Genomic DNA, 13,764 nt, shown 5'->3' on the forward strand with positions numbered 1-13,764 from the left:
GACCAGGTGGGTCGTCGAGCGCACCTTCGCCTGGCTCCACCAGTTCAAACGCCTGCGGATCCGCTACGAGATACGAGCCGATCTCCACCTCGGACCACTCCAACTCGCCTGCAGCATCATCTGCTTGCGAAGACTCCGAACCTCATTTTGAAATGATCAGTAAGGGCAGGTTCCTGACCCGACGAACTGGCGCGTGCCGGTGTACGAGTCGTAGACGGCGACAGACCAGTGTGTGTATTGCCAGCTCTTGTTGTTGCGGAACTCGAGCGTGAGTTTGCGGCAGACAGCCTCCTCGGCTGTGCCTCTGAGGTTGGACTGGGAGGCGTGGCTGGTGAAGCGGCTGTTGGGGTCGTCGGTCCAGACGTAGGCTGCGTTTTCGATGGGGTCGAAGCCGAGGCTGATGCCGTCGTTGAGGGTGATGGGGTCGTCGTTCGTCTCGGTGGTGTTGGTGTTCCAGGTGGCGACGATGGCCTTGACCGTGGCGTCGGCGACGCGGATCTCCGCCTTGTCGCTGCTGGGGATCTCGGCCGTGGCCATGCCGGATTCGTCTCCGTGCCACTGGCCGGCTATCTCTGAGATGCAGCCGTCAGTGGCCTCCCCGTAGCCGAGGGACGTTGCATCGAGCTCGGATGTCTTCCAGTAGATGGCGAAGCGGCCGTAGGGCCAGGTGGTCGGATCGTTCTTGAGACGATGCGCGAGGGTGGAGCAGGCTGCCATCTCACCGGCCCTGCGAAACACTTCCTGGTAGTTCTCGGGCAACTGCGGGACGGGACCACCGGTCACCATCACGGTCTGTGCCCGCTGGTTGAACGTGATGGTGGGCTTCATGAAGTCCATGTCCTTTGTGGCCAGCATGGACGTCATCCGGTCCCGGATTGTCTTCTCGGCGTCCCGTTCTTCGGTGCTGCCGGCGGTGGTGCTTGCTCTCCACTCGTCCGGGTGAGGTTGGGTTTCGTCGTCGGATCTCCTGTAGGCGGGATTGGCTACCCCGGCGAGTGGATCTTTGGGGATCCTGATGGTTCGCGGATCGATCGCAGGGGTGGACGTGGTTTCGGCAGGCGGGCCGGAAGCCGTGGTTGCAGAAGCGCTGACCGGAGCGGATGTCTTGGCGGAGGGTGTCGCAGGAGTGGTGCGGTCGGACGTAAGGGCCACCTCAGCACGGTCGCCGCTGGTGTAGGAGGCGGCGATTCCACCCGAGGCGGCGGCGACGGCGATTGCGGTGGCGGCGGCCATGAGCGCGCGCCTGCGTCTCGAGGGCTTGGGCAGGCTCCAAGCGGGGTCTTCCACGCTGGGGAGGTTCCATGCAGTGGTGAGGTGGTCACCGATCCGCGTCGGCCCAGGGTCGGCGGTTGCGCCGAGAACCTGGGTTGCCTGGCGGGCCAGGAGCCGCTCGCATTGCTCTGCTGCCGCGTCGGCGCTGATTCGCTCGGCGGGGTTCTTTGCGAACGCCTTCGTCAGGGGCTCGCGCAGTTCGTCGGGGAGGCCGTCGAGATCGGGTTCCTCGGACATGACGCGGTAGGCGACCACGTCGGGAGCTCCGGTCCCGAAGGGGAGGCGTGCCGTGGCGGCGTAGGCAACGAGCGTGCCCCAGGCGAACATGTCGCCCTCGGGTCCGGCGGTGCCGGTGCGGTAGTGCTCGGGGCTGATCCAACCGGGGGTGCCAGTCATGACACCGGTCCGGGTCACGGAGGTGCCGTCGGCGGCGTGTGCGATACCGAAGTCCAGGACCCGGGGGCCGGCCGGGGTGAGGATGACGTTCTGCGGTTTCACATCCCGGTGGACGACTCCGGCGGCGTGGATCGCGGCGAGGGCCTGGGCAGCGCCGGTGGCGAAGGCGTACAGGGTGGCGCCGGTGAGCGCTCCGTGGGCGGCGAGATGCTGGTCGAGGGTGAGCCCGGGCGCGTAGGTGGTAGCGAGCCAGGGGGTCTCGGCATCCGGGTCTGCTGCGAGGAGGGGTATGAGGCACGGTCCGTGCACGCGAGAAGAGAGCTGGACTTCTCGGCGAAAGCGGGCCCGGAATTCATGGTCCTCGGCCTGTGCGGGGTGGATCACCTTCACAGCGACACGGAGGCCAGCTGGATCGAGACCGGCGTGGACAGTGCCCATGCCACCCGAGCCGAGACGGCCGATGATCCGGTAGGGGCCGACCCGCTTCGGGTCACCCGAGCGGGCAGGCTGTACCCGCCCGTCTACGCGAGCGATGCTCACAGGGTGTTCGTTCCTCTTCTGCGATGGAGCGCCATGAGGCTGACACACACCCATGAATGGAGTCCCCAGCCCAGGAACGGGATGGTATCGGCAGACTGCCTCGAAGGGCGGGGCAGTTCGCTGCTTCGTTGTCGCTCGCAAGGATCGCCGAGGGGCATGGGGCTGGGCCCGGACATGAGTTGGGGACCACACGGTATGCGCGACGGTGCACGACGGGCCGTCACGTGCACTCAGTGCACCCGGATTAAGTCTGCTATATCCAGAAAATACCCTTGACCCTCACTCCTGGGGGTCAAGGGGGGCGCAGGTTCAAATCCTGTCGTCCCGACTGTGCGGAAACGCGAGTCGGAGGCCGTTCTCTCATCCGTGAGAGGGCGGCCTTTCGTGCGTCCGGGAGCGTGGTGGTCGCGGCCCTGCTGGTCGGGGCGGTCGGCAGGCGGAGTGTGCGGCTAGGCGAGCCGGACACTCCCAGCGTGCGACCGCACGCTGCCCCGCGGGGCAGCGGCAATTTCCGCGCTCCTCTGCCCGCGTTCGAAACGCTCCATGGCCTGGAGCCGTGACCGCTCCCGCGTAGCTCTCCTGGCATCGGTCAACCCGCAGCCCTGCGTGTGCACACCACAGGGCGGCCGGTGCCGACGTCCAACTGCCGGGCGAACGGCACCGACATCACGCGATCAAGTTCAGTAGCTTCGGATCATTTGCAGTTCGCCGAGCTCGGATGGGGGCGTGTCCGGGCCGTTCCAGCCGACCCAGCGGGTTCCACTGATGTCGGCGACGAGTGCGGAGTCAACGCTCCAGAAGCTGTGGCTGGGCTCTTCGAAGACGTACCAGCCGTCCAGCCAGAGCGGGATCGACTGCTTGGGCAGGGCCGCCGACTCGTCAGTGGTGGCGAGGTTGCGGCATCCGAGGACCGTTTCCTGGAGCACGAAGCTCGTAAGGAACTGTTCGAGAGATGGTGTCAGCGGGGTGTACTCGTCTTCCGATTCGTCGTCCCACATCCAGTGGGCGTTGCTCAGCACGACGGGTGCCGCTGGACTGCCGACCGTAACGCGACATGTCCAGCTTTCTTGGTTCTCGGTGAGGAATTCGACCATTCCCTCGTGAAGGCTCAGAGCCTCGGCGGGGACGAGCACATCTTGTTGCTGGAAGATTCCGGGTGATTCCGGCAAGTGCTCCTCCGGATTTGGGCCGGGCCAGCGTCCGGCATGACGGTACAGGCGTTGGAGCGGAGCTGGGAGGAAAGCGGGTATTTCCGTCTCGGTCAGGCCGTAGCCCGGTTGACGTGGGCCGTGCCACGCGGTGATGAAGTCTTCAAGCCACTCGACCGAACCATCCGATGCTCGCATGAAGCCACAATAGACACATCCGAATGGGGGTGTGGGGCGGTTGGACGGGGCGTCGGTGGTCGCTCGAGCGCAGGCGTGATTGCTTCTCAGGGGGCGTCAAAAAGAGCGTTTCGTCCGGGCGGGCTGTTCGGCAACTCGGGTGGCTCGACCGTTTTGATCGGGCTGATCGAGCCCTTCATGGACTGGGTCGTGTGGCTATCAGGCGGCTGCTGTCCCGTGGTTTTCCTCGCTTCGCCGCCCGGCATCCCGCAACTATGCGGCCGCCGATCAGGAAGTGCGAACAAGTCACGGTTTAGCGCAATGCCGGGGAGGTCGTCCGTGACACACACAGAACGAGCACATACGTGAAGGGTGCGGTGAGTCGGATACGGGTGGGGCCGACAGCGGCAAGAGCCGCCATCACGGCCTCGCCCTGGATGCAGGCGGCAGAACGTTGCTGTCGCGGCGGGCCGCCGACGACGAGTCCGACCCGCTGAAGCTGATCGGCGACGTCCTGGCCCCGGCCGGCGGTCGTCAGGTCACGTGGTCATCGACATGACCGGCTGGGAACCCTCCTTGCTGCTGGTGGCGGCCCGGAGGAGTCCGACTCGCCCGATGGCCCGGCACCGGCCCGGGCCGCTTCCCGTTCGGGCCGTGCCACCCCGAGTCGGCTCCAGCTCCACCACCCGCTTCGCCTCCAGTGCCCCGGCCCTGGAGGCGTGGCGCCGCTCGGCGACCCGCCGCCCGAGCGGATACCCACCGGTGAAGTCCCCGTGATCGATATTCGCATATGGGGCATAGTCTGGGGAATCCCTCCCTCCTTTTGTGGAACTGTTGACACGGGTGATCATCGGAGCCTAGGTTTTTGAGCGGTAAGTTCTGGCGTTCGGCGTGGAAACTCGTAGCGGATATTTCTTCCTCGCAGGAGCACGGGGCATTGGGCCTCGGGAAATATCCGTTACTTTCCATGCGCGCCCTGACTATGAATGGGAGTTGCATCATGAGCACGGATCTCCTCATCGCAGCGGCTGACGAGGAACTGAGCGACCTCGACCTCGACGTCCATTTCATGTCGAGTGGCGACGTGGCTGACCAGATGTACAGCTGTGCGGTCGACAGCATGGGCAACGGGTCCAGCACCTCCAATGGTTGGCGCACCTGCTGCGCGTAATCATCCCCTGAGGGATATTTAGAAATGTCGGGCCTGTGAAAAGAGGCTCAGTCCTCTTTTTGCAGGCCCGACGGCTCGTTCTTATGGAGGCAGGGTTGAAGGCCGGTTACTTCACTTCACGAGAACCGCTCATGCTTCGTGCGGTGGCCACTTCTCGAAGCCCGGAAGAAATTCCCTCGACTCCGGCGAGCGAAACGTACGACTTCTGCGACTCCGATCTCCTGGAGCAAATCCGGCTCCTGGCATCGGACCAGCGCCTCCGTGACGCCGTGGCGGTGTCGAGCCCGTCTCTCGACAAGACGTTGGAGCGGCTGCTCGAAGGCGCGGAACTGCCGCGGAAGCGCGTGATGAAGATGGCCGTCTCGCTCACCAAGTACGCCCTGCGCATAGCCGGCCGGCCGACACCTTTCGGCCTGCACGCCGGAGTCTCCGTGCTGGAAACGGCGGACACCGCGCGTGTGGAGTACACGGAACCCCGTGTGAGGGCACGGTTCGACGAGGCGTGGTTCTCCGAGGTGGCGCGGACCCTGCTGGCATACCCGAGCGTGCGTCACGCGCTCACAGTCGTCGTCACCAACCTCGGCCACGTCCGCGGGGACAGGCTCGTGCTGCCCAGCACGAAAGCCCCGGACGGCTCGGGGGAGAAGGGCAGCGGCCAGGCGAGCATCCGCATGACCCCGCTCCTGGCCACCGTGCGTGAGGAGGCGGCGGAGCCGGTCGGGTACGCGGAGCTGGTCGACCGGCTGGCCGGCACCCTGCCCGATACCACGGCCGAGCAGGTCGACCGCTACCTCCTCGGACTCGTGCGGAACGGTGTCCTGCTCACCTCGCTGCGCTCCGACCTCCTCGACGAGTTGCCGCACGACGGCACCTGCCCTGAGTCCGACACGATGCGAGAGCTCCGTACCCGCCTGCGGCGTTACGAGGAGCGCCCGGACTCGGCGGAAGGGATCGAGGAGCTCAGGACCGCCTCCCGTACGGCCAAAGGCCTCGCCGAGACGGCCAAGGGTGCCATCCAGGTGGACTTGGACCCGGGGATCCGGGCGGCTGTCCCGCCCGGCGTGCTCGCGGAGATCGAGTCGTACGCGTCCTCGATGTGGCGCATCACCCCCGACGAGCCGTCGCACCCGCACATGGTGTCGTACTTCTACGCGTTCATGGACCGCTACGGCAAGTACGGGGCGGTCCGGCTCGAACAGCTCATCGACTCGCACCGAGGTCTGGGCTTCCCCACCGGATACCGCCACCCCCTCGTCAACTCCCGGGTCTTCCCCGACTTCACGGGCACGAAGGACGAGCTCCGCCGGGCACGGCGCGAGGAACACGTGGCCGTGCTGCTGCACCGCGGACTGACACACCCGGACGGAGAAGTCGTCCTGGACGAGTCCGATGTGGAACTGCTCGCGGACAGCACGGAAGCACCCCCGTACGACATGGATCTCTGCTTCCAGCTCAAAGCCCGGGACACCGACGCGCTGAACGCCGGTGACTTCGAGCTGGTCTCGTCACCGCTGGTGGGCGCGCGTGTCATGGGCGCAACCATGGGGCGGTTCGCGGAACTGACCGGCAGCGTGGACCGACTTGCCTCGCTCTACCCGTCCGACGGCTCCTCCGGCATCCACGCGCAGGTCTTCTTCGAGCCGACCTCGACACGCGCCCGCAACGTGATGCGCACGCCGCGCCTCGTCCCCTTCACCCTCCCGCTCGGCACCTTCGTCGGCCCGGAGGACGGCGGCCGGCCCATCGACTGGCGAGAACTGGTCGTCCACTCCGACGGAACGAGGCTCCGCCTCCACTGGCCGCGTGAGGACACGGAGGTACGCCCCTTCGTTCCGCACATGCTCGCGCTGCAGGGGGGCGCGCCGAACCTGGCGAGGTTTCTCAGCGAACTGCGCTACACGAGCGGTCGGAAGGTTTGGCGCGAATGGAACTGGAAGGGGTACGACGCGCTGCCCGTGCTGCCGCGCGTCCGTATCGGCAAGGTCGTCGCCTTTCCCAGGACTTGGCGTGCGACTCCCGCCCTGCGCCAGGCCGCGGTTGACCCTTCGGCCTGGCACGAGGCGGTCCCGCGGTGGCGGGAGGCGTCCCGCGTCGACCGGCGGGTCGGCGTCGTGGACCAGGACCGCGTCTACACCCTGGACCTCGACGACGCCTTCCACCGCGAGATCCTCCGTCGTGACCTGCTCAAGGGCGGGATCACGCTGATGGAGGGACCGGGCGCGGGCGAGGAGGACTTCGGCTGGCTCCAGGGCCGGTCCAACGAGATCGTGGTACCGCTGCGCGGGAGGTCCGGCACGGACGATCCCCGGCCGCCGCATCCGCCGGCAGTGATCGAACCCGTGCGCCACGATCTCGGCGGCGACTGGGCGTACGTACGGCTGTACGCCGACCTCGACACCCACGACGAGCTGATCGCGCGCCATCTGCCGCAACTGATAAGGGAGATGGCCGATCTGGCCGACCAGTGGTTCTTCATCCGTTTCAACGATCCGGAACCGCACATCCGTCTGCGTCTGCACAGCGCCGACGCGAGGACGACGGGACGGATGTATGAGCGGCTGCACGAGAACCTGCGAGCACTCATGCGCAGGGGTCTCCTCCGCCGCGCCGGTGCCGAGTCCTACGAGCCGGAGGCCGAGCGCTACGGCGGGCCCGAGGCGCTGTCGCTCGCCGAGAGGATCTTCTGCGTCGACAGCCAGGTGGCCGTCAACCAGATCCGCCTGTTGAACCGTGGCAAGGCCCTCGACGTCGCCGCGAACACAGTCCTGGTAGCCGACTACGCGGCCCTCCTGGAGGCTCTTGGGGTGGACTGGACCACGTGGGCGGCGGAACGGTTCATGAAGTCCAGGGACGGGGCCGTCGGGCGTGACCAGATCGACGAGGTGTGCCGGATCGTGACGGCCAAGGACGTCGCACGAAGCGTCACCGAACGCCTTCCGGCGCTCGACCTGGTACGGGCCTGGGGAGACAACGCCGCCGCGCGCGGCTACGGCGAGAGCATCTCGCGGGACCCGTCCCGGTTCTCCGAGAAGCAGCAGAACTACGCCATCTCCAGCCTCCTCCACATGCAGCACAACCGTCTTGTCGGTGTGAACCCGGAGAACGAGGAACGGAGCCTCATCCTGCTCGGCCACGCGGCGCGAAGGCTGCGACACCGATGACCGACAGAACCAGCCGTGTGCGCCGGGTCTGCCAGGACGTCTCGGCCGCACTCGTCGACCCCGAGTCCGTCATGAGGACGTTCACGAACTCGCTGGGCGACGACGCGACCCCGGCGCAGCTGGAGGCGCAGATGCGGAGCCTGGGCAGCGGGCTGCCCGGCGTGGCCCTCCTCTTCGGCGACTGCGCACCTCCCGGCCTGCGGATGGACCGCGTGTCACACCGGCATTTCACCGCGGCCGTCCAGTTGCTGCAGCGCGGTTCGGCCGGTGACCCCGGACTTCACTCCGGGCTCAGCGGCCTGGCGTTGTCGATCCTTCTGTGCCGTGGGAACGGCAACGGGTACGGAAGCGCCCTGCAACGGATCGACGCCTCCCTGGGCGCCGTCGTGGCAGCGGTGCACACCTCCGTCGCACACGATCCCATCGGGGACCGGGCCCGCTTCGACGCCATCAGCGGTCTGGCGGGCGTGGGCCGGTACGCCCTGTTGAGGGGCGCCCCGATGCGGGACACCCTCGTGTCGGTCCTGAAGGCACTGGTCGCTCTCGGAGAGAGTCGTTCCGTCGACGGCCACCGCATCCCCGGTTACTGGACGCTGACCAGACCGCGCGGCGGGCTCGTCGCCTCGCCACGCGACGGCAACCTCAACCTCGGCATGTCGCACGGCATCGCCGGCCCGCTGGCACTTCTGGCCCTCGCCCACGAGCAGGGGGTGTCCGTACCCGGGCAGATGCAGACGATAGAGACGCTGGCCGCCGTCTACCGGGATCGTGTCCGGACCGGGGAGCACGGCGTCTACTGGCCCGACTTCATCCCGTGGGACGCCTGGTTTTCCGGTGACGGCGACGAGGAGGGCGGAAGAACGGCGTGGTGCTACGGCAGTCTCGGCATCGCCTCCGCGCTGCGTCTCGCGGCGGACGCGACAGGCAGGGAGGAACTGCGCCTGCTGGCCCATTCCGCCGTGGAATCCCTGGTCCGCGTACCGCTGGACCAATGGCCGGTGCGCAGCGCCGGGCTCTGCCACGGCTGGGCCGGTGCGCTCAACTGCCTCAAGTTCTTCGCGACGGGGCCACGGGCCGAGGAGGTGAACCGCGTTCGTGGAGAGATCGCTGACGTGGTTCTCCGGCTCTACGACGAACGGGAACCCTTCGGGTTCGGATACCCGGACGAAGACGGCCGGACGACACTCGCGCTCCCGGGATTCCTCGACGGCGCCACCGGCGTCGTCCTGGCACTGGACGCCTATGCCTCGGGAAGCACCGAGGCGACGCCGTGGGACGCGGCTCTCCTGCTGGCCTGACAGCAGCCCGGCGGACGATCGGAACAGGTGGGAAAGACAGACATGCGGTGGTCAGGGAGATTCCGAATGCCGCGGCCGGGCCGCGCACGCGCACTGACGACGACCGAGCAGATCAGCGCGATCACGCACCTGGTCGCAGCTCTTGAGTCACTGACGAACGAACGCCGGGCGCGCAACGCCCCTCTCGTGGACTGGGACCTGGTCCGTGAGGAGTTCGCGTGGGCACCTCCCCCGGTGCAACGGGTCCTGGACTTCGTGGGCAGGCCGCGGGTGAGCCGGTCGATCCAGATCGCCCGCGTGGCCGCGGCGGCGACGCTCGTGGTGCCGTCGACCGGGCGCCGGACCAGAGCGGCCGCCGGGTCCTTCCTCGCCCTGTCCTCCCTGGTGGTCAATCCTCGCCAGCACTTCGGAACGGACGGATCCGACCAGGTGGCCTTCACGGTGCAGGGGGTCGCTGCCGTGGCCCGGCTGAGCGAGCGGCAGCCGAAGGTGGTCGACACCTGCCTCTGGTTCATCGCACTCCAGTCGGCCCTGTCGTACTTCGCGGCCGGCGTGACCAAGCTCGCCGGGCCGGGCTGGCGTTCGGGCGAAGCGCTGCCCGGCATCCTGAGGACCGAGATCTACGGCGACGAGGGGGCGTACAGGCTGACGCGGCGTTTCCCGGAGCTGTCGAAGTACGCGAGCCACGGGGTGCTGTTGTTCGAGTGCGCCTTCCCCGTGATCTTTATGGCGAAGGGGAGGGCGGCCCCTCTCATGCTGGCCGTCTCCGGCTCCTTCCACCTGGCCAATGCCCGGGTGATGGGGCTCTCGCGCTTCGTGTGGGCCTTCTGCTCCACCTATCCCGCGGTCCTCTACGTGACGCGTCCGAACGCGATCGGCACAGCGGAGGGACTCCGTGGACACCAGGGATGACGCGCTGCCGCGCCTGATCGCCGCGGTGTTCGGTACCGCTCTGCTCACCGGAGCCGTCGCGCAGCGGCGGACGTCCCGCCGGGTCGCGCGGGGAACCGGTTCGGAGCTATTCGTGCGCACCGACAACGGCAACACCGTCGCGTACCGGTTCCGGCGCACACCTCGCCCGGCGCTCGCCACGGACCCCGTGGTGGCGCTTCTGCCGGATCTGGGCGACACCGTGGAGCGATGGAGCGCGGTCGAGGACGAGCTCGGCGACGACTTCTCGGTCCTGGCGGCCAACCGCGCCGGATACGGCAGGAGCCGTTTCGGGAGCACCACCGCGTTCACTCTCGACCTGCTCGTGAAGGACACCGCGGACCTGGTGCGGGTGACGTGCGGGGGCCGTCGCGTGGTGCTGGTCGGCCACGGACTCGGTGGGCTCCTCGCCCTGCGGGCCGCGGCGGAGGCGCCCCAGCTGGTCGGCGGAGTGCTGGTGATCGATCCCCGGTACCCCGGCGAGCTGCACCGGTCGAAGCTGCTTCGATCGCTCTCCGAGCAAACCGGGTTCGGCTTCACCCTGATGCCGCAGTCGCTGCGCTCCGGCCTGTCCCCGCTGCTGATGGCGCCCCCGTGGATCGAACAGGTCCCCCGACGCGTGAGATCGCTCTGCCTGGATCAGTACCGCGCGGCCTCGACCTGGACCGCTGCGGAACGCGAATGGCGGGCCGCACATCGTGAACTGGCCGAGCCGGGCACGATACCGAAGGTCCCCGTCCCGGTGTCCCTGCTCATGTCGAGCCCCAGGAACGCCGAGAGCCTCGCATACCAGGAGATGCACGCGGAGCTCATGGACCTGCCGGACTTCGCCGGCACCACGGTCCTCGACGACATCAGGCGAGAAGCAGTGCCGCACCAGGAAGGAGCGAAGAAGATCGCTCAGGGGACAAGACGCTTCCTGCACGACCTCTACGGGGCGGAGGCCGACCGTTGAACCGCAGTGTCCTCGACCGTTCCGTCCAGATCGCTCTCGCGGGCTGGTTCACCGCGACGGTCCTCAGCCAGCATCCCCACCGGGTGTTCGACGGGCTGCGGCGGTTCGACCGTCTCGGCCTCATCCCGAACTGGCGGTTCTTCGCGCCCATCCCCGCACAGCACGACTACGTCGTGCTCTACCGCCTCGTGCACGCCGACCGCTCGACCGGCGGGTGGCAGCGGCCGTCGCAACCGTACGAGAGGGGCTGGACCTCCGTTCTGTGGTCCCCGCAGCGGCGGAACGTCAAGTCCGTTCTCATGGTCTGCGGCAAGTTGAGCGGAGTCGTCGCGTCCGCCGGTGTTCAGGGGATCACGGAGAACCATCTGTACCGAATCCTCCGAGAGTACGTCCGCGCCGAGATCGCGTCGTGCGCCGCGAGCGAGCGGGAGAACGCCGCGGCGTTCCAGTTCGTCGTCGTCAAGAGCGGTGGCTACGATCCGGGCGTCAAGCCCAAGTTCATCTTCTCCTCGCCGTCCGTTCCGCTGTGACCGCGGCCGGATTTCTCTTGTCCACACATGGGAGTTGATGTGCGAAGAAACACGATGACGCCTGCCATCGGGCTCATGATGCCCGTCGGAGGCGCACGGATGCAGGCCGTCCTGCCCTATGCCGCGCTCGCTCAGTCGAGGGGCGGGCGCACGCTCTGGCTCGGCCAGGTACTGAGCGGCGACACACACCATCCGTTCATCCACGCGGCGGCGGCCGGATTCCCGGTTTCCGCGGGCATCGGTGTGTCGCTGATGCCGCTGCGGCATCCTTACGACGCGGCTGTCCAGGCCCAGTCCGTGGCCGCCGCGACCGGGCACCCGGTCGTCGCCGGCTACGGTCCCGGCAGCGTTTCGTTCCAGAAGAGGCTTCTGGGCGCGCCCTACCGAAGCCAGCTGGGGGCGGTACGGGAGTACGTGAGCATCCTGAAAGGGCTGCTGGACGGGGGAGAGCTGGCTGTCACGGGCGAGTACTTCTCCTTTCACGGCAGACTCCCCAAGGTCACTCGCCCCCGGGTCGAAGTGGGCCTGGGCGTGCTCCGGCCCGGGATGGCGCGGCTTGCCGGAGAGGAGGCCGATGTCGCGATCACCTGGCTGGCGCCCGCCGCGTACATCCGTGACGTGATCCTGCCGGCGCTGCGGGAGGGAGCGGCCGCTCGCGGCCGTGCGGTCCCGCGCGTCGTCGCGATGGTGCCCGCCGCGCTCGACAAGGCCGGTCGTGCGGGGGAGGAACTCGTCCTGGCCGGAAACCGGACCCATCTCGGTCTGCCCCACTATCAGGACATGCTGAGGCAGGCCGGCATGGACACCGACGTGGAGGCGGACCCGGTGAAGGCGGCGAGGGCCCTCATCGACGGCGGTGCCTTCCTGTACGGGGACGCGACCGAGCTGAAGGACCGCGTGGCCGAATACGCGGCGGCCGGAGTGGACGAAGTCGTGGTCAGCGCCGGTGGTGTGGTCGCCCTCGAGGGGCCACGGGCCGGCCTTTCGGAGGCGCAGGCACTACTGGCCGCGCTGGGGTGTCCCGCGACCTGACCGATCGCATGCGACGCGGGACGGCAACCAAGGAGGAACATGGAGCGGCCGGGAGATCTCCGTCTTGTGGAGGCGACGTCCGAGGGCGCGCCCGGCGCGGATCCGACGATCGAGAAGTACGTCGTCCGAGTGGGAGCGCGGGATGCCGGATCCCTCCGGCTGGCCACGGGCGCCGGAGCACCCGTGGGCAGGATCCACTCGTTCCAGGTGGAGGACGACGATCACGAACGCCGTCTCGCCCTGGGGGCCGTGCGCGCGGCGGAACAAGTACTGTTCGGCGCCGGATGCGATCACGTTCTCCTGACGCTCCCCGCCTTCCGGTTCGACGATCTCCCGATGCTGTCGCGGGCCGGATACAAGGAGTTCGCCCACGACCTGGGCAAGCGGGTCGGCCCGGGCAACCGGGCCGACCCGGAACCCGGTGAGGGATATGCGGCCGTGCGTACGTCGCAGGCCGGGCGGGAGTCGTGGGAGCGAGGGTTCCTGCGCGGGTACGCGGTACTGCTGCGCGAACTGGGACTGCCCGGCGGCTACGCGGAGTCCAGCGCGCGGAGGGCCCTGACCTCCCTCGCGGGACCGGGTGGAACAGCGGGGTCCTACCAGCTCCAGGACTTCTTCCACCAGGGCGAGCGCATCGGACACCTCTGCCTCGGCGGGAGCGCGGACGGGCGCACGGGATTCGTCCACGACGTGGAGGTCGAGAAGAAGCACCGGGGACGAGGGCACGGGCGGGTGCTGCTCCGGGCGGCGGAAGAACATGCCGCGTCCGCGGGGAACACCGGCATGGCCCTGACCGTGTTCAAGGAGAACACCCGGGCCAACGATCTGTACCGGGCGGCAGGTTTCAGCCCAACATCCGTCCACTTGATGCGACAGCTCCTTCGGGTGCCGTAGAAGCGCCCGCGCACGGCGGCGCAGCACTGCCGCGCAGGCAGGCCGATGTTCGAGACTCCAGTGGTCAGGATCGTTTGGCGAGCGGTCGAGACCATCTGTCACGGGACCCCTGTCTCCGTCCCGACGCATCTGGATCCGCCTGTCACGGGACCGCGATGGCCGAAACCGTACGACCTTCACGAACGCCCCGTCCGTCCCGCTGCCACAGGGACCGACGCCTCCCGAGCACTGCCGTCCCTTCGCCCTCTCATACGCACGCG

Annotated in this window: 12 protein-coding genes and 1 pseudogene; 11 read left to right on the top strand and 2 right to left on the bottom strand. The window is 68.0% G+C overall.

Annotated features, from left to right (window positions below; genetic code table 11):
- A partial coding sequence (locus tag ACIQGQ_RS32005; protein WP_402402764.1) for a transposase occupies positions 1–151 on the top strand: 151 nt, incomplete at its 5' end.
- Between the two features lie 5 nt (positions 152–156).
- On the opposite strand, the gene ACIQGQ_RS32010 is transcribed toward ACIQGQ_RS32005, so the two are convergent.
- Entirely contained in the window at positions 157–2,208 is a 2,052-nt protein-coding gene (locus tag ACIQGQ_RS32010; RefSeq protein ID WP_402402526.1) for a serine/threonine protein kinase, read from the bottom strand.
- Positions 2,209–2,888: 680 nt separating this feature from the next.
- Entirely contained in the window at positions 2,889–3,554 is a 666-nt protein-coding gene (locus ACIQGQ_RS32015; protein WP_402402529.1) for a hypothetical protein, read from the bottom strand.
- A 340-nt stretch (positions 3,555–3,894) separates the two neighbouring features.
- Here ACIQGQ_RS32015 and ACIQGQ_RS32020 point away from each other — a divergent pair.
- The 10 genes and pseudogenes from ACIQGQ_RS32020 to ACIQGQ_RS32065 form a co-directional block, all read left to right on the top strand.
- Positions 3,895–4,118, top strand: a pseudogene (locus tag ACIQGQ_RS32020) (hypothetical protein); the annotation flags it as partial.
- Between the two features lie 69 nt (positions 4,119–4,187).
- A complete protein-coding gene (locus ACIQGQ_RS32025) occupies positions 4,188–4,310 on the top strand; it encodes a hypothetical protein (protein ID WP_402402532.1) in 123 nt (40 codons plus the stop codon).
- A gap of 223 nt (positions 4,311–4,533) precedes the next feature.
- Positions 4,534–4,704: a hypothetical protein gene (locus ACIQGQ_RS32030; RefSeq protein WP_177328114.1), complete on the top strand. Its 171-nt coding sequence runs from the start codon at positions 4,534–4,536 to the stop codon at positions 4,702–4,704.
- Between the two features lie 143 nt (positions 4,705–4,847).
- On the top strand, positions 4,848–7,865 hold the full coding sequence (locus tag ACIQGQ_RS32035; protein ID WP_402402535.1) for a lantibiotic dehydratase: 3,018 nt from the start codon (positions 4,848–4,850) through the stop codon (positions 7,863–7,865).
- On the top strand, positions 7,862–9,163 hold the full coding sequence (locus ACIQGQ_RS32040) for a lanthionine synthetase C family protein (RefSeq protein WP_402402538.1): 1,302 nt from the start codon (positions 7,862–7,864) through the stop codon (positions 9,161–9,163). Before ACIQGQ_RS32035 ends, ACIQGQ_RS32040 begins: the two co-directional genes overlap by 4 nt.
- A gap of 66 nt (positions 9,164–9,229) precedes the next feature.
- Positions 9,230–10,075 (top strand): hypothetical protein, encoded by an 846-nt coding sequence (locus ACIQGQ_RS32045; RefSeq protein ID WP_402402541.1) that lies wholly within the window; start codon positions 9,230–9,232, stop codon positions 10,073–10,075.
- Positions 10,059–11,048, top strand: a complete 990-nt coding sequence (locus ACIQGQ_RS32050) for an alpha/beta fold hydrolase (RefSeq protein WP_402402544.1) — start codon at positions 10,059–10,061, stop codon at positions 11,046–11,048. Before ACIQGQ_RS32045 ends, ACIQGQ_RS32050 begins: the two co-directional genes overlap by 17 nt.
- The gene (locus ACIQGQ_RS32055) at positions 11,045–11,578 is read left to right on the top strand and encodes a hypothetical protein (RefSeq protein ID WP_402402546.1); all 534 of its coding nucleotides are present in this window, start codon (positions 11,045–11,047) and stop codon (positions 11,576–11,578) included. Before ACIQGQ_RS32050 ends, ACIQGQ_RS32055 begins: the two co-directional genes overlap by 4 nt.
- 78 nt (positions 11,579–11,656) lie before the next feature.
- Positions 11,657–12,610, top strand: a complete 954-nt coding sequence (locus ACIQGQ_RS32060) for an LLM class flavin-dependent oxidoreductase (protein WP_402402767.1) — start codon at positions 11,657–11,659, stop codon at positions 12,608–12,610.
- 183 nt (positions 12,611–12,793) lie between these two features.
- On the top strand, positions 12,794–13,504 hold the full coding sequence (locus tag ACIQGQ_RS32065) for a GNAT family N-acetyltransferase (protein WP_402402548.1): 711 nt from the start codon (positions 12,794–12,796) through the stop codon (positions 13,502–13,504).
- Positions 13,505–13,764: the final 260 nt, after the last annotated feature.

Source organism: Streptomyces sp. NPDC092952, from assembly GCF_044754785.1.
Classification (GTDB): domain Bacteria; phylum Actinomycetota; class Actinomycetes; order Streptomycetales; family Streptomycetaceae; genus Streptomyces.

Bases quoted from the DNA above. Each gene is read 5' to 3' on its own strand.
- ACIQGQ_RS32015 (WP_402402529.1), bottom strand. From the start codon at position 3,554: ATGCGAGCATCGGATGGTTCGGTCGAGTGGCTTGAAGACTTCATCACC.
- ACIQGQ_RS32030 (WP_177328114.1), top strand. From the start codon at position 4,534: ATGAGCACGGATCTCCTCATCGCAGCGGCTGACGAGGAACTGAGCGAC.
- ACIQGQ_RS32040 (WP_402402538.1), top strand. From the start codon at position 7,862: ATGACCGACAGAACCAGCCGTGTGCGCCGGGTCTGCCAGGACGTCTCG.
- ACIQGQ_RS32045 (WP_402402541.1), top strand. From the start codon at position 9,230: ATGCCGCGGCCGGGCCGCGCACGCGCACTGACGACGACCGAGCAGATC.
- ACIQGQ_RS32060 (WP_402402767.1), top strand. From the start codon at position 11,657: ATGCCCGTCGGAGGCGCACGGATGCAGGCCGTCCTGCCCTATGCCGCG.